The following is a 16,138-nucleotide window of genomic DNA, read 5'->3' as shown; positions in this document are numbered from 1 at the left end:
GCGGTAAAACTTGAATGCAGGCAACCATTGAATCAATACTATGAGTGTTACATTTGAAGATTTTAACCTGCAGCATGACCTGTTAGACGGCATCAGGTCTATGGGGTATAAACAAGCCACCCCCATCCAAGCTCAAGCCATTCCCCACATACTAGAGGCCAAGGACCTGATTGCCTGCGCCCAGACCGGAACCGGTAAAACGGCCGCTTTCCTGGTGCCAACCCTGAGCAAGATCGCAGAAGCGAAGTTTGATTTCACCAGTACGTTAATTCTGGTTCCCACCCGTGAACTGGCCAAACAGATAGACGACCAGGTAGAAGGCCTCAGCTATTTTACCGGCGCCACTTCTATTGCCATCTATGGCGGCAACAACGCCCAAAACTGGGACCAGCAGAAAAAGGCCCTCACCAGCGGCGCCGACATTATTGTGGCTACGCCCGGCCGCCTCATTGCGCACATGCAGATGGGCTACGTTAGGCTGGACCAGGTAAAATACCTCATTCTGGACGAGGCCGACAAGATGCTGGACATGGGTTTCATGGATGACTTGATGAAAATCATCTCGCAACTGCCCAAAGAGCGCCAGACCCTAATGTTCTCGGCCACCATGCCGCCTAAGATCAGGACCTTCGCCAAGCAGATTCTACATGACCCTGAGGAAATAAGCCTTTCCATCTCCAAACCGGCCGCCAACATTGACCAGCAGATTTACCTGGTATATGACAACCAGAAACTGCGTGTGTTGCAGCACATTTTAAAAGACGCCCAGATTCAGACCATGATTCTGTTCACGTCGCGTAAAAATGCAGTGAATGATATTGTGCGCTCCCTGCAGAAAATGGGCTTTGAGGCCGAAGGCATTAGTTCAGACAAAACCCAGGACGAACGCGAAGCCACTTTGCAGAAATTTAGAAACAAGCAGCTGCAAGTGCTGGTGGCCACCGATGTGATGTCCCGCGGCATTGACGTAGACAACATTAGCCACGTGGTGAACTTTGACGTGCCCCAAGACGCCGAGGACTATGTACACCGCATTGGCCGTACCGCCCGCGCCGGCACCAAAGGCATGGCCATCACGTTCGTGAACGAGCAAGACCAGGAACGTCTGGTGAAAATTGAAAAGCTGATTGAGCGCGAGCTGCCCAAGTTACCGCTGCCGGAAGGCGTAGGCGAAGGCCCAGCCTTTGACCCGGTGGGCAACAGCCGCCGAGGCGGCCGCGGAGGAAAGCCCGGTTCTTCGGCCGGAAGAGGCCGCCCAGACGGCAGACGCAGGGAAGGCCAAAGCAGCGGCGGCGAACGCCGGAGTGACCGCCCTAGAAGAGATGACCGCAAACCGCGCGGCGAAAAGCCAGCTGACGGCACCGCACCGGCTTCGGCTCCCCGCCCACCTAGAACAGAAGGCCAGCCTCAGGCCCCCAGGGCCGAAGGCGAAGAAGTGAAACGCAAGAAGAAGCGCCGCAAGAAGCCGGCCAATCGTCCGCAAGCAGAAGGCGGCGGGCAAGTACCAGCCGCCAACCCAACTTCAGCGGCAGAATAGATTAAAAAACAGAAGGCCTCCCCAACGGGAGGCCTTCTGTTTTTGGGCTACTTTTAGAAAAACAGCCCAAAAACGCACTTTCTATCAGGTTAAGCTCTATCCAGCAGCAACCCAATGCCCAGCAGCACCACAAACAGCAGCGTGCTCATGGCCATCTGCTTCAGGAGCGGGTCCAGTTCAGCGGGCGTCTGCCTGCGTTTCACCTCACGGCCATTGTACAGCAGCATGGGCAAAGACCCCAAAAACAGCCACGGCCAAAGCGTGTGGTTTTCCCGCACCAGCACAAACACCGCCGCACAGACAATACCGCCCAGCAGCAGGAGCCAATGGTAATTTCTGGCCCGCAGGGCGCCCAACCGCACCGGCACCGACCTTTTCCCGGCCAACTCATCTGATTTGATGTCTCTGATGTTGTTCACGTTCAAGACGGCCGCCGAGAAAAACCCGAGACTGGAGGCCGGCAGCAGAAGTTCAGAGAAAATGCGCTCTGTTTGCAGAAAGTACGTTCCCAGCACTCCTACCCACCCGAAGAAGAAGAACACCGAAATGTCGCCTAATCCGGCGTAGCCGTACGGTTTACCGCCGTTGGTGTAGCCAATGGCCGCCCAGATAGCACCAATGCCCAGCAGCAAGAAAAAGAGAAACAGGTACAACCCAGACGTTCCCAGCGCCACCCACAGCAAAACCACGCCAGACACCAGGGACAGCAAACTAAACACAATGATGGCTGCCTTCATCTGGCCCGGCGTTATCTGCCCCGCCTGCACAGCCCGCTTAGGACCCTCACGGTGTTGGCTGTCGGCGCCGTGCCTGGTATCACCGTAGTCATTGGCCAGGTTGGAGAGAATCTGCAGGAACAGGGTGGTCAGCACGCAGAGCAGCAGCACCGGCCACCGTGAGAGATGGTCTGCGGCGGCCAGGAAACCGCCCATGCCAATGCAAGACAAAGAAAGGGGCAGCGTGCGTAACCGGAAAGCCGATACCCACGTACCCGCACTAGGCCGTTTCTGGCCTGTTTTTTCCAAATCCACGTAAAACTAGAGGTTAATGTCGCGCAGCAGTTCTTCGCTCAGCGGAGTCACTTTTGAGGGATAGAACTTCAGGATTTTGCCGTCTTCTGAAATCAGGTATTTGCTGAAGTTCCAGGCCGGGGCTTCGGCGGTCACGCCGTTCAGGTCTTTGTTGGTGAGCCACTTGTAGAGCGGCTGCTGTTCAGCGCCAATCACAGATGCCTTCTGGAACAGCGGGAACGTCACCCCGAAGTTCTTCTGGCAGAACTCGGCAATATCTTCGTCTGAGCCCGGCTCCTGCCCGCCAAAGTCGTTGGCCGGGAACCCCAGCACCACCACCTTGTCGCCGTGCAGCTTGTGGAGTTTCTCCAGGTCAGCGTACTGCTTGGTGTAGCCGCATTTGGAGGCCACGTTCACAATCAGGATTTTCTTGCCTTTGTACGGTTTGAGGGTGGTCTTTTTCCCCTCGTTGGTCACCAGTTCAATGTCATAGATAGAAGAAGCCGCGGTTGATTCCATAGCAGTCGTTTTTTGGGTTTTGGTTTCCTTGGTAGACGCCGCCGGCGTAGAGCAGGCCAGCAGGAAGCTCAAGGAAAGAAGGCTGAGTAATTGTTGCATAATGCTTTTGTCTTATCTGGTTAACCGGATTTCTAAAGTTTTGTTCTGCCAAGCGGCCTTAATTCTTCCTTTCCGTTTTCGGCTTGTTTTCGCGAAAACAGCCCGGAAACAGGAAAACTACATTCTCTCCGGCACGGCAATGCCCAACAGCACCATCATGCGCTTGATGGTTTGCGCCACCTGACGGGAAAGCGCAATCCGGAAGCTTAGTTTCTTCGCATCGGTTTCCTGGAAAATAGGCACTTCGGTGTAGAAACGGTTGTAGGCTTTGGCCATGTCAAAGGCGTATTGCGCAATGATGCTCGGCGCGAAATTGCGGGCGGCATCGGCAATAGTGGCCTCTGCATAGTTCAGTAATACCAACACGTCACGCTCGGTCTCATGCAAATCAGACACGCCATCAAACGCCGAAGTCTCAGAAACAATGCCCATTTCGGCGGCTTTTCGCTGAATGGCGGCAATACGGGCGTGGGTGTACTGCACAAACGGGCCGGTGTTACCGTGGAATTCAATAGATTCCTCGGGGTTGAACAGCATGCGTTTCTTGGGGTCTACCTTTAACAGGAAGTATTTGAGCGCGCCCATGGCGAGGGTGTGGTACAGTTGCTGCGCCTCCTCGGGGGTGAAGCCGTCAATTTTACCCAGCTCATCGGTTTTCTGGCGGGCGGTGTCAATCATCTCCTGCACCAGCTCATCGGCGTCTACCACGGTGCCTTCGCGGGATTTCATCTTGCCGCTGGGTAGGTCTACCATGCCGTAAGACAAGTGTACAATGCCATCGGCGTACGGTTTCTGCAGCTTTTTCAAGACTGCTTTCAGTACCTGGAAATGGTAATTCTGCTCATCAGCCACCACGTACAGCGACTGGTCGTAGCCAAAGTCTTCGTACTTTAGTTCGGCGGTACCGAGGTCTTGGGTGATGTACACCGATGTGCCGTCTGCCCGGAGCAACAGTTTCTCGTCCAGACCTTCCTCTGTGAGGTCAACCCACACGGAGCCATCGGGCTTTTTGAAGAACACGCCTTTGGCGAGGCCTTCGTCTACGCGGTCCTTGCCCAATAAATAGGTGTTTGACTCATAATAGAACTTGTCAAAGTCAACGCCAATGTTTTTGTAGGTAGCATTGAAGCCGTCATACACCCATCCGTTCATTTTTTGCCAGAGGGCGATGGTTTCGGCGTCGCCTTGCTCCCATTTCTGGAGCATTTCCTGGGCTTCCAGCATAAGCGGGGCCTGTTTTTTCGCTTGCTCTTTGTCAATGCCCTGCGCTACCAGCTGGTCAATCTCGGCTTTATAAGCTTTGTCAAACTCCACGTAGTACTTACCCACCAAGTGGTCGCCTTTGATATTAGCGCTCTCCGGCGTTTCGCCCTGCCCGAACTTCTCATAGGCAATCATGGACTTGCAGATGTGAATGCCGCGGTCGTTTACCAGGTTGGCTTTCACTACGTCATATCCGGCGGCTTTCAGAATCTCGGCCACCGAGTAACCCAGGAAGTTATTCCGCAGGTGACCCAGGTGCAGCGGTTTGTTCGTGTTGGGCGAAGAATATTCTACCACCACTTTCTGTTTCTGGCCTGTTTTTGCCAAATCAGCGCCAAACTGGCTTACCTGCTCAGCGAACAGCTGCAGCCACACGCTGTCTTTGATTTCAATGTTCAGGAAACCTTTCACTACGTTGTAGCCAGCCACCTGCGGCGCGTGCTGCACCAGAGAATCGCCCAGCGCCTGCCCTATCTGCTCGGGGCCTTTGCCCAAGGCTTTGGTGAACGGGAACGTGACAAACGTAAAGGTGCCAGCAAACTCCTTGCGGGTAGGCTGCAGGTTGATTTGCTCAGCGGGGAAAGTGTGTTGGAAAGTATCTTGCAGCGCCTGGCTCAGCGCCTGGGCAATTTGTGCTTCTAATTGTTTCATGGGTGCTTTATGCGGTGGCCGTTGAAGAAGATTGGTTCAGCCGGTCTTCAATGGCCTGGGTAGTATGTTCTAGTATCTCAAAGGCGTTTTGCGCCATAATATTTTCCGCGTCTAGCGTAGGGTTGATTTCCACCATCTCAAAGCACACCACCCTGGGGTCGCTCACCAGATGATGGCACAGTTCTTTGGCCTGTTCCACGTTCAGCCCCACCTCTACCGGCGTGCCGGTGCCTTTGGAGAACTTCGAATCCAGGCTGTCCACGTCAAATGACACGTAAATCATGTCACAGTCTTTCAGACGGTTCAGGGCTTCCTGGGCCACTTGCTCCACGCCCTTGGCGATGACCTCCGGATACGTGAAATTCTTGATGTTGTGCTTGTCAAAAAGGTAGACCTCGGGCTTCTCGTAGCTGCGGGTGACTATATAGACAATGTGTTCGTGCCTGATCTTCGGCTCCTCGGTGCCAACCCGTTTCAGGGCTTCCCAGAAGAAGATGGTTTCAGGGGCCGGGTCGTTGACTTTGCAGTCCAGGTTGTCTTCGCCCAGAGAGGCGGCCAGCGGCATGCCGTGCATGTTGCCAGAGGGCGTGGTGTACGGCGAGTGGATATCGGCGTGCGCGTCTACCCAAATCACGCCCAAGGTTTTGTCTGGGTACGTGGCTTTGATGCCCGCAATGGTTCCGCCTGCGTTAGAATGGTCACCGGCCAGCACCAGTGGGAACATTCCCAGGTCAAAGGTTTGTTCTACCGTGTTACTGATGCGCTTGTAGGTCTGCAGAATGCTGTCAATGTATTTGGCGTGCGGGAAGAGGTTCTTCTCAAACATGACGTCATTGAAGTTGGGCACTTCTACAGACGTGAACCGCTTGAAATAATCTGACCCTTTGTTGAGGCACGCAATCTTGAGGGCATCTACGCCCAGACTGGCGCCGCGCTTACCCGCCCCCAGCTCAGATTTAACTTCTATCAGTCTGATTTTTTTCATGTGAAAGCGAACCTACTTTTTGCAAAGATGGTAAAATAGCAGGAATATTGCACGTTATCGGCTTTCGTAAAGCCACAACTCTCTAATGGATAAATACACCGACCTTATACACCAAACCTTTGATTTCCCTACGGAGGAATTCACAGTTACCAACAACGAACTCTCTTTCAACGGCATTCCTATGATGGAGTTGGTGAAGCAGTACGGTACGCCGCTGCGCCTCACCTATTTGCCTAAGATCAGTTCCCAGATTCAGAAGGCCAAGATTCTTTTCAAGGAGTCTATGGAGAAGCTGAATTACCAGGGAACGTATACCTATTGCTACTGCACCAAGTCCAGCCACTTCTCTTTTGTGCTGGAAGAGGCGCTCAAGAACGACATTCATATTGAGACGTCTTCTTCCTTTGACATGCCCATCATCAGGGCGCTGTATGAGAAGGGCAAAGTAAACAAAGACGTGTTTGTGGTGTGCAACGGTTTTAAGCGGGAACTGTACCGCAACCATATCACCAGCATGATCAATGACGGTTTCAAGAACGTGACGCCGGTATTAGACCATCTGGGAGAAATTGACCATTATGAGCAATTTGTAGAAGGCGAATGCCAGTTGGGCATCAGGCTGGCCTCAGATGAGGAGCCTAAGTTCCAATTCTACACCTCGCGCCTGGGCATTAACTACAATGACGTGGTGGGCTTGTATGAGAGCAAGATTAAGGACAACCCCAAGTTCAAGCTCAAGATGCTCCATTATTTCATCAACACGGGCATCAAAGACACCTCTTACTATTGGTCAGAGTTGAGCCGCTTTGTGCACAAGTACTGCGAGATGAAGAAGCTGTGCCCAGACCTGGACACCATTGACATTGGCGGCGGCTTCCCCATCAAGACCTCTATCCAGTTTGATTACAACTACCGGTACATGATTGAGGAGATTCTGCGCACCATTCAACGCATTTGCCGTGAAGAGGGTGTGGCAGAGCCGAATATCTTCACCGAGTTCGGGATTTACACCGTAGGCGAAAGCGGCGCGCACATCTACTCTATCTTAGATACCAAGCTGCAGAACGACAAGGAGCTCTGGTACATGATTGACGGCTCGTTCATCACCAACCTGCCAGACACCTGGGCCTTGAACCAGCGCTACATTCTAATGGCTCTCAACCATTGGGATAAACCTTACCAGCGCCTGAACATTGGCGGGCTTACCTGTGACAGTCAGGATTACTACAACTCTGAGATGCACAGCTTCCAGGTGTTCCTGCCCAAGATCCAGAAAGAGCAGCAGGAGCCGCAGTACATTGGCTTCTTCCACACGGGGGCGTACCAGGAGAGTTTAAGCGGGTACGGCGGCATTAAGCATTGTTTAATCCCGTCACCCAAGCACGTGATTATTGACCGGGAGGCAGACGGAAGCTTAAAATCATGGGTATTTGCCGAAGAGCAGAATGTAGAATCTATGCTTCAGATACTTGGGTATAAGGACTAGAAAAAAATTACAGAAAAAGTATGCCAAAGCTGTCACAAAAAGTGTAGCTTTGGCGTACTATACCCACATCTGTCATCCTTGTTTATGAAAAACTTTTTACTTCTGGCCGCTATTGGCATGTTTGGCTTTGCGTCTTGCAAGTCTTCTACCTGCCCGGCATATGCTACTAAGCCTAGCCAAGCCACTGAAAAAACAGTACTGGTGAAAGCCAACCCTGAGACGCCCGCCGCCCACAACATCAACGGCTAAGTATACTCAGACATGACATCAATGAAGAACCGGGTTTGATTCCCGGTTTTTTGTTTTATATCCATCCCTTGCGTCCTTGGGCCTTTGCGCCCAAAGCGGGTCTGTTTTGGGGCTGTTTTTCTGAAAACAAGCCAAAAACAGGAACCATGGAACCCCTGCGGGAATGTATGCTGCCGCTTTGCTGAAGGTCACAACCTTTTTTCAGGCAAAAAAATATGCCCGCCAAAGTGGCTCCCTATTCCCCTTCCCAAGCTGAAATTCTATTATTCTATTTAAGCCCCCCCAGCATTGCCCCCGCTTTTTGGTTGGCTGCCGGCAGGGGAATTCCTGTTTTGGGGCTGTTTTCCCAAAAACAAGCCGAAAACAGCATTGGGTAGGAAAATTGGGACTAGCTCAGTATCTCGCGGGTAGCCGACAGCAAATCTGCGGATTGGCGCTCATGGGTGCCCGCAGGCCACTCCCCAACCAAAATAGTACGCACGCCGCATTTCTGACCCGCCTGCATATCGCGCAGATGGTCCCCTACAAACCAGGACTGGGCGGGGTCAATCATATATTTAGCCATGGCTTTCTCCAGCATGAGGCTGTCTGGCTTGCGGCGAAGGGACTCAGAGAAAGTGGGGTGCCCAGGCGCCAGGTAAATGTCATCCAGCAGGTTTCCGGTGGCGGCCTGTAGTTTCTGGTGACACGCCAGCACATCTTCTTTGGTGTAAAGCCCTTTAACCACCCCCGCCTGGTTGGTGATCACAATCAGGAGATAGCCCGCTGCTTTTAACAGCTGCAGCGCCTCTGGCACGCCGGGAGCCACTTCAAAGTCTTCTAAGCGGTAGGTGTACTCGCCCCGCTCTACATTCAGCACTCCGTCACGGTCAAGAAAAACAGCTTTATTTAAAAGAGGCATTTGTGTCTGGTTCATAGGTCAAAAGTAAGGAGAACTTCAGAAGCTTTCCATGAAAACCTGTTTTTGGGCTATTTTCTCTAAAACAGCTTCAAAACAGCAACCGGCTTCTTGCGTACCTATAGGCTCCATTGACGTGTATCCCCCATGAAGGTAGCCATTATTGGTGCAGGTATCTCCGGTTTGGCATTGGCTTACTACCTCCAGAAGCTAGGCATACGCTATGACCTCTTTGAAAGCAGCTCTGAAGTGGGCGGCATGGTCAAAAGCAGGGCGCAGAGCGGTTACCAGCTGGAGCTGGGGCCGCATGCCCTCCAGATGAACGGGGAGCTGCAGGACCTGCTGCAGGAGCTTAAACTGGACTCCCAGATCATCTGGCCTGCCCAGGCAGCGCGGCAACGGTTCATTCTCAGGAATGGGAAATTTCACAGCATTCCCACTTCGCCCCTCAAACTGCTGCTGAACTCCTTTTTCTCGTGGCACACCAAGCTCCAGATCAGCCAGGAGGTGCAAAAGCCCCGGCAGGAGATTCCGGGGGAAACCGTGGGCCACTTTTTCCTGCGCCGTTTTGGGCAGGAGGTGGTAGACTACCTGGTACAGCCTCTGGTGGCGGGTGTTTACGGGGGTGACCCAGATACCCTGTTGCTGGAGAAAACGTTTCCGGCCATGAAAGAGCTGGAGCGCGCGCATGGGTCTGTCCTGAAGGGGTTGGTGAAGCAGCACAAAGGGGAACCCTCCCAGATTTTCACCCTGGCCCCTGGTTTGCAAGCCCTGCCCAACGCCATTGCCTCTAAACTGGTTTCCCTGCACCTGGACCATGAGGTGGAGATGATCCATAAGAACAGAGGGAAATTCTTCCTGAGCATACGCCATGACCAGGAAGGTCTCAGCGATGAGGAATATGACCTGGTGGTGCTGGCCCTGCCGGCCCACGCCGCGGCCGAACTGCTGGAGTACACCGCCCCGGGTCTGTCAGCCGCGCTGCAAAACGTGAACTATGCCCCGTTAACGGTGGTGCATACCGCTTACCGCAAGCAGAACGTAGGGTTTACGCTGAACGGTTTGGGCGCGCTGCACCCCGGCAAGGAAAACCCGGTGAGTACAGGAAGTATCTGGAGCAGCTCTGTCTTTCCTGCGGTATGCCCCGAAGGCGAGGTGTTGTTTTCATCATTTGTGCACAGCGGCCCCGCTTCTGCGGCACAGGTGCCGCAGAAGGTGCACCGGGAGCTCCAGCAGAACTACTCCATCTCAGGTAGCCCTTTGTTTCAGCACTGCCACGTCTGGCCTAAGGCGCTTCCGCAGCCAGACCAGTTTATACTTGATGTGCACCGCCTGGCCGAGGTACTGGAAGAGGAGCACCTCTTTGCCTGTGCCAACTGGGTGGCTGGCCCGGCCGTTCGTGACTGCATTGCATTTGCCAAAAGTATAGCCCAGAAAATATATTCCAGACGGCCTTCCTTCCAATAAAGCCAGAACGGCTATATTTGGGGAATGAAAGAATCGGTGGTGGTCATCCCGACCTATAATGAAATAGAGAATATCCAGGCGATTATCCGCAAGGTCTTTTCGTTGCCACACCCTTTCCATGTCCTGATCATAGATGACAATTCACCAGACGGCACAGCTGAGGCCGTAGAGCGCCTGCAGGCTGAGTTTCCGGAGCAGCTGTTCCTGGAGCGGCGCAAGGGAAAGCTGGGACTGGGCACCGCCTATATTCACGGGTTCAAATATGCCCTGCGCAACGGTTACCGGTATATCTTTGAAATGGATGCTGATTTCTCCCACAACCCTGAGGACCTCCTGCACCTGTACCACGCCTGCGCCATTGACGGGTATGACATGGCCATTGGCAGCCGTTACAGCAACGGGGTCAACGTGGTGAACTGGCCTATGAGCCGGGTGCTGCTCTCTTACTTTGCCAGCAAATACGTGCGGTTCATTACGGGTATGCCTATTCATGACGCCACTGCCGGTTTCAAGTGTTACAGAAGCCATGTACTGGAGACCATCAACCTGGACCGCATCCGGTTTATTGGGTACGCCTTCCAGATTGAGATGAAGTTTCTCACTTATAAGTTTGGGTTTAAGATCAAAGAGGTGCCTATCATCTTTACTGACCGTGCCAAAGGCCAGTCAAAAATGAGCAAAGGCATTATCAAGGAAGCCTTTCTGGGGGTGATTCAGATGAAGCTGAGCAGCATGTTCAGAAGCTTCTCCCGTTAAAGGGCGGTTTCTGTTTTGGAGCTGTTTTTGTGAAAACAGGCCAAAAACAGCCCACCTCGGCTTCTCTTCTGCTATGGTTTTGCCAACCAGAAGCTGTATCTTTCGGTTTTGTAACCTAACGGCCCGCCCAACTCAACACCTGGGTTTAACTCACACCTTGTTCAGAGGGCGGGGCCGAAGTAAAACCGAAGACTTGTGAATACAGATATCATCTTTTGGGTAGCCTTTAATGTATTTGTCCTGGTTCTGCTGGCACTGGACCTATTTGTGTTTCACCGGAAAAGCCACGTGGTCAAGATAAAGGAGGCGCTGCTCTGGAGTGCTTTCTGGATCGCCCTTTCGCTGGCGTTCAATGTGGGCATCTACTTCTGGAAAGGCAGCACCCCTGCCCTTGAGTTCTTAACCGCCTACCTGATAGAGAAGTCACTGAGCGTAGACAATCTGTTTGTGTTCATTCTCATCTTCAATTACTTTAAGGTGCCTTCTGCCGTGCAGCACAAGATTCTCTTCTGGGGGGTGTTGGGGGCGCTGTTTTTCAGGGCTGTCTTTATTCTGGTGGGCGTGACACTCATAGCCAAGTTCCACTTTATTATTTACATTCTGGGCGGCTTCCTGGTCTTTACTGGCGTACGCATGGCCTTCAGCAAAAGTGATGATGATATTGACCCGGAGGCCAACCCCGTGGTCAAATTTGTGAGCCGGTACGTGCCGGTCACCAACAAGCAGTACGGTGACAAGTTCTTCGTCAAAATTGACAAGACCCGGTTTGCCACACCGCTTTTTCTGGTGCTCATTATGGTAGAGACCACAGATATTGTCTTTGCAGCAGATTCTATCCCGGCCATTCTGGCTATCTCCAAAGATCCGTTTATTGTTTACACCTCAAACGTATTCGCGTTGCTGGGCTTACGGGCGCTTTACTTTGCGCTGGCAGGAATTATGCAGCTGTTCCACTATCTGCACTACGGTCTGTCCCTGATATTGGTATTCATTGGTATGAAGCTGGTGCTCTCAGATATTTACCACCTGGACATGCGCATTGCGCTGGGTGTGGTAGCCTTTATCCTGGCTGTCTCTGTGATTCTCTCCCTTGTTTTCCCCAAGAAAGATAAACCTGAAATGCCTTTCCCTGAGGAGGTGGAAGAGTAACAGTTTCTACTTCTTCTCTATGATTATAGGCAAGGGTTGTTGCCCTGGTTCTATTTTGGGCCTGTTTTCCAGAAATCAGCCCCAAAACAGAATCTGGGCATATCATGCAGCACTGCCAAACCATGAGCATACAGCTGCAGTAATGGCCCCAAAAACAGCAGAGGCCAGAATGTTCACCACACTCCGGCCTCTGCCGTTCTAGCGGTGGCAGGTTAAAAATCAAGCAGGTCAATAGGTGCTAACTGCAGGGTGTCCATGATTTGAGTGGTATCTGGCTTGGCCATGATAAAGTTACCCGCCCTTCCGTTCAGGTTCACGTAAGAAGACACACTGGCATGCTCAGAGGGGGAGATCAGTCCGCGTTTCAGCATGTTCCCGCTGATCAGATTGAAGAAATATCTTGGGTAAGCCCTCAGCTCGCCATACTGGTTAAAATACGTGCGGTATTGCTTTGGTTTAGGTACAATGCTGGCCATGAACATACTCTCCTCCAGGGTCAGCTCACTTGGCCGTTTAGAGAAATAGAACTGGGCCCCTTCCTTTACCCCATAAATGTTAGGTCCCCATTCAATAATGTTCAGGTACACCTCGTACATGCGTTGTTTTGTGCTCAGGTTCAGATTTTCTATCAGCCAAACAATCAAAGCCTCCTCTACTTTTCTGGTGATGGTCTTCTTTCTGGTGAGGTACACATTCTTCACCAGCTGCATGGCCACAGTGCTCCCGCCCCTTACAAAAGACCCTTCTTTGATATTCGTGATCAAGGAATGCCTGAAAGCACCCTCATGGAAGCCTTTGTGGGTGAAGAACCTGGGGTCTTCTGCCGTCAGGATCGCATTTTTGAGATAGTTTGATATCTGGTTATAGGGAGTAAAATTAGGGTTGGAGGGCCCCACCAAAAAAGTTCTGGTGGGTTTGCCATTCTCATACACCGTGTGCTCAAACTCACGGTTTATTTTACGCAAGTCCTGCTCACCAAACTGGGTAATCTCCAGGTTCTGGCCGTCTAAGTCTGAGTTGAAGGTAAGACTGTCTACCTTGGCCATGTCTACGTAAAAGTCCATGTGGTACTTGAAGCTCCCATTGGCCCGCATGCCCTGGAAGGTATCAAACAAACCAGGCGGCATTGATTCGAAAAGGTCATTGGCCGGTATGTTAGGGGAATCTATCTTAACCCCAATTTTCCTGTTGGGCCGCGTCTCATAGGTAAGCTGCGGGTAAAAAACGGCTTTGTTCACCCGCACTTCTGAAAGCGTATCAAGCGAATAGTAATGATTCCCTAACGTAATCACATACTTTAAGGCCCCGTTCTTCACAAAGACATCTTCATCAGCAATCTTTGGGTGATTCAGGACCAGGCCATGGGCACTGGATTCACCCGTAATGGTAAGTTGGTCATTCTTAAATACCTTGTCAGTGATGCTCAGGCTCAGGGTGTCAAAGCGCATGGTGGCGCCAAACTTCTGCTGGATATAGGGTACCTGGATTCCACCGGCTTTCTCTGCGTACATCTTAGCCGCCAACAGGTACTCATCAGGATCTATTACCCCATTTACATACATGGTGTTGGTGATGGAATCTGTGGTGATAGCCATTCGCCCTTGTATCTGCCCGTCTTCTACCGTAAGGGTGGGCAAGCGCATACTAATGGTTCTGCCGTTGTTTTGAAAGATGACTCCCAGATTTCTGAAATTCACCCCATCTGGCACATTCTCAAAAGCTGTCTCAATCAACCTGTTTAAGATGGTCCCGTAGTTTGACTTTTCTTTCGCGTCTTTGGTTTTCTCTTCTTCACCAGTGGCTTTCTTCTTATAAAGGAACGAGAAATTGTCTACACTGTCCTGCTTGAAGGCAGTCACGTCCCCATTGGCAACGTCAAACTGCTTGAACACCAACCTTCCCAGAAAAAGCGAACGTACGCTCACAGTTGCCTCTACGGTATCTATCTGTAAAAGCTTGGGCTGGTTCTCTGGCACAAATGAAATGTCTGTCACCAATACTGTTGCCAAGCCTTTGAACTGGGCTTTCCCAATCTGAAGGTCAGCCGGGTATCTGTTCTCAACTTTCTGAACAACTTTTTTAACCGCATACTGTAACAGGCGTTCTCTGTTCAAGAAGAAGATGGCAAACGCAACTAATAATAGCCCCAGGAACACTCCCAGCCCTATGAGTATCTTCTTTTTATTACGAACAAAAAATTGTTTGATCTTAGACAAGGCTTCTAAAAATAAGTTCTACGGGTGCCTATATAACAAAATGTATACCACACCAACTGCAAATGTAAGGCTTTACCCTTTACCTCAAAATGGCTTAGCGGACAAGTGCGTAAATACGTAATCTTTCCGCATTTGTTCCTCTTTTCAAATGTCTGGCTGAACAGTGATTTTCTTGGTAACCCTACCCATTAGCCATTAACGGGAACATGCTTATATTTGGGAAACTTTCACTTACATGGAATTAACCACCTTAACCGCCATCTCCCCTGTTGATGGCCGATACAGAAACCAAACGGCAGAACTTGCCCCTTATTTTTCAGAGTTTGCCCTCATCCGGTACAGAGTGCTGGTAGAGATTGAATATTTTATTGCCCTTTGTGAGTTGCCTCTCCCCCAACTTCAAAGTATTGACCATTCTCTTTTCTCTGAGATGAGAAATATCTATCAAAATTTCACTGAGGAAGATGCCCTACAGATCAAGGAGACAGAAAAAGTCACTAATCATGATGTAAAGGCAGTTGAATACTTCATCAAAGATAAATTTGAAAAGCTTGGGATTGGCGAGCAGAAAGAGTTTGTGCATTTTGGATTAACCTCTCAAGATATCAATAACACAGCCATTCCTGTTTCTCTGCAAGATGCCTTGCAGGAAGTACTTCTTCCAGAAATAAAACAGGTACAGGAGCTGCTGCTTCAAATGGCTCAACAGTGGAAAGACATACCTATGCTTGCCCATACCCACGGCCAACCAGCCTCCCCTACAAGACTTGGAAAGGAGATTTATGTATTTCTGGAACGCATGGAGCAACAACTGGAGCTGTTAAAATCAGTACCCATGGCCGGTAAGTTTGGAGGCGCTACGGGTAATTTTAATGCCCACCATGTGGCCTACCCTACTATCAATTGGGTTGAGTTCGGAAACAATTTTCTTTCTGACACCCTCAAGATTACCCGCAGTCAGGTAACAACCCAGATAGAGCACTATGACCATCTGGCTGCTCTTTTTGACAATGTCAGAAGACTTAACACCATTTTGATAGATTTTGCAAGAGACATTTGGCAATATGTATCAATGGGGTACTTCAAGCAAAAGATAAAAGCCGGAGAAATAGGATCTTCTGCCATGCCGCACAAAGTCAATCCTATTGATTTTGAGAATGCAGAAGGGAATTTAAGTCTTGCCAATGCCATCTTTGGATATTTAGCAGAAAAACTGCCCATCTCCAGATTACAGCGGGATTTGACAGACTCTACTGTATTGCGGAACGTGGGCGTACCATTTGCCCATACCCTTATTGCCTTAAGGTCATTGAAAAAGGGAATAAATAAACTAGAGCTAAATCAGCAGGCGTTGGAGAAAGATCTTGAGAATAATTGGGCTGTAGTAGCCGAGGCAATACAAACAGTTTTAAGACGTGAGGGCTACCCATCTCCTTATGAAGCACTGAAAGGTTTAACCAGAACCAACGAAAAAGTAACTGCTTCTACCATGAGCCAATTTATAGTAACCTTACAAGTTTCAGAGAAGGTGAAAGAGGAGCTGAGAAAAATTTCGCCTTACAATTACGTGGGAGTAAGTTTATATTAATATGACCGACATAAAAAAGGGGGGTAGTGAAAATTTCACTACCCCCCTTTTTTATGTCGGTCATAATTCAAAAAGACATTCCAATCCCAAATATTCTATTGGTATTTAAAGAGCAATTTATAAATGTGAATAAGCAGTCAAAAGCAGGTTGATAAGAAAGACTAGCGAATGAGGTAACGCAATAGGGAGTGCTGATCAGCACTGTTCCAACAGGGCAACGGCTGAAGGCACACTGTTTGCAGGGGCCCAATGGCCGGAGTGGTGG

General features: G+C 50.7%; 13 protein-coding genes. 7 read left to right on the top strand and 6 right to left on the bottom strand.

Translation table 11 applies throughout. The annotated features are described in order from the left end of the window. Window positions 1-40 precede the first annotated feature (40 nt). On the top strand, window positions 41-1,537 hold the full coding sequence (locus tag FHS90_RS15630; RefSeq protein ID WP_246387084.1) for a DEAD/DEAH box helicase: 1,497 nt from the start codon (window positions 41-43) through the stop codon (window positions 1,535-1,537). A gap of 89 nt (window positions 1,538-1,626) precedes the next feature. Here FHS90_RS15630 and FHS90_RS15625 read toward each other — a convergent pair whose 3' ends face one another. From FHS90_RS15625 to FHS90_RS15610, 4 genes are all read right to left on the bottom strand, one after another. Continuing rightward, window positions 1,627-2,568 carry a 1,4-dihydroxy-2-naphthoate polyprenyltransferase gene (locus tag FHS90_RS15625; protein WP_343049736.1) on the bottom strand — a complete coding sequence of 314 codons (942 nt, stop codon included), beginning with the start codon at window positions 2,566-2,568 and terminating at the stop codon, window positions 1,627-1,629. Between the two features lie 6 nt (window positions 2,569-2,574). Then, window positions 2,575-3,165 (bottom strand): glutathione peroxidase, encoded by a 591-nt coding sequence (locus tag FHS90_RS15620; protein WP_182513736.1) that lies wholly within the window; start codon window positions 3,163-3,165, stop codon window positions 2,575-2,577. Between the two features lie 117 nt (window positions 3,166-3,282). Then, entirely contained in the window at window positions 3,283-5,079 is a 1,797-nt protein-coding gene (gene argS, locus FHS90_RS15615; protein WP_182513735.1) for an arginine--tRNA ligase, read from the bottom strand. Window positions 5,080-5,086: 7 nt separating this feature from the next. Further along, window positions 5,087-6,064: an arginase gene (locus FHS90_RS15610; RefSeq protein WP_182513734.1), complete on the bottom strand. Its 978-nt coding sequence runs from the start codon at window positions 6,062-6,064 to the stop codon at window positions 5,087-5,089. Window positions 6,065-6,149: 85 nt separating this feature from the next. On the opposite strand from FHS90_RS15610, the gene FHS90_RS15605 reads away from it, so the two are divergent. Next, window positions 6,150-7,550 (top strand): type III PLP-dependent enzyme domain-containing protein, encoded by a 1,401-nt coding sequence (locus FHS90_RS15605; protein WP_182513733.1) that lies wholly within the window; start codon window positions 6,150-6,152, stop codon window positions 7,548-7,550. Window positions 7,551-7,634: 84 nt separating this feature from the next. Further along, complete coding sequence (locus FHS90_RS15600; RefSeq protein ID WP_182513732.1) at window positions 7,635-7,799, top strand: hypothetical protein; 165 nt, start codon at window positions 7,635-7,637, stop codon at window positions 7,797-7,799. Between the two features lie 388 nt (window positions 7,800-8,187). Here FHS90_RS15600 and FHS90_RS15595 read toward each other — a convergent pair whose 3' ends face one another. Next, window positions 8,188-8,715 carry a D-glycero-alpha-D-manno-heptose-1,7-bisphosphate 7-phosphatase gene (locus FHS90_RS15595; RefSeq protein ID WP_241499014.1) on the bottom strand — a complete coding sequence of 176 codons (528 nt, stop codon included), beginning with the start codon at window positions 8,713-8,715 and terminating at the stop codon, window positions 8,188-8,190. A 129-nt stretch (window positions 8,716-8,844) separates the two neighbouring features. Between FHS90_RS15595 and hemG the strand changes: the two genes are divergently transcribed. From hemG to FHS90_RS15580, 3 genes are all read left to right on the top strand, one after another. Continuing rightward, window positions 8,845-10,164 carry a protoporphyrinogen oxidase gene (gene hemG / locus FHS90_RS15590; RefSeq protein WP_182513731.1) on the top strand — a complete coding sequence of 440 codons (1,320 nt, stop codon included), beginning with the start codon at window positions 8,845-8,847 and terminating at the stop codon, window positions 10,162-10,164. Between the two features lie 24 nt (window positions 10,165-10,188). Continuing rightward, on the top strand, window positions 10,189-10,920 hold the full coding sequence (locus FHS90_RS15585) for a polyprenol monophosphomannose synthase (protein WP_182513730.1): 732 nt from the start codon (window positions 10,189-10,191) through the stop codon (window positions 10,918-10,920). Between the two features lie 195 nt (window positions 10,921-11,115). After that, window positions 11,116-12,069: a TerC family protein gene (locus FHS90_RS15580; protein WP_066835199.1), complete on the top strand. Its 954-nt coding sequence runs from the start codon at window positions 11,116-11,118 to the stop codon at window positions 12,067-12,069. Window positions 12,070-12,281: 212 nt separating this feature from the next. On the opposite strand, the gene FHS90_RS15575 is transcribed toward FHS90_RS15580, so the two are convergent. Then, window positions 12,282-14,078, bottom strand: coding sequence for a biosynthetic peptidoglycan transglycosylase (locus tag FHS90_RS15575; protein WP_246387081.1), 1,797 nt, complete (start codon window positions 14,076-14,078; stop codon window positions 12,282-12,284). Between the two features lie 442 nt (window positions 14,079-14,520). Between FHS90_RS15575 and purB the strand changes: the two genes are divergently transcribed. Further along, on the top strand, window positions 14,521-15,873 hold the full coding sequence (gene purB, locus FHS90_RS15570) for an adenylosuccinate lyase (RefSeq protein WP_182513729.1): 1,353 nt from the start codon (window positions 14,521-14,523) through the stop codon (window positions 15,871-15,873). Window positions 15,874-16,138: the final 265 nt, after the last annotated feature.

The organism is Rufibacter ruber (assembly GCF_014138425.1).
GTDB lineage: Bacteria > Bacteroidota > Bacteroidia > Cytophagales > Hymenobacteraceae > Nibribacter > Nibribacter ruber_C.
Note: the sequence above shows the minus strand (reverse complement) of the source record. Positions and strands in the feature narration are given on the sequence as shown.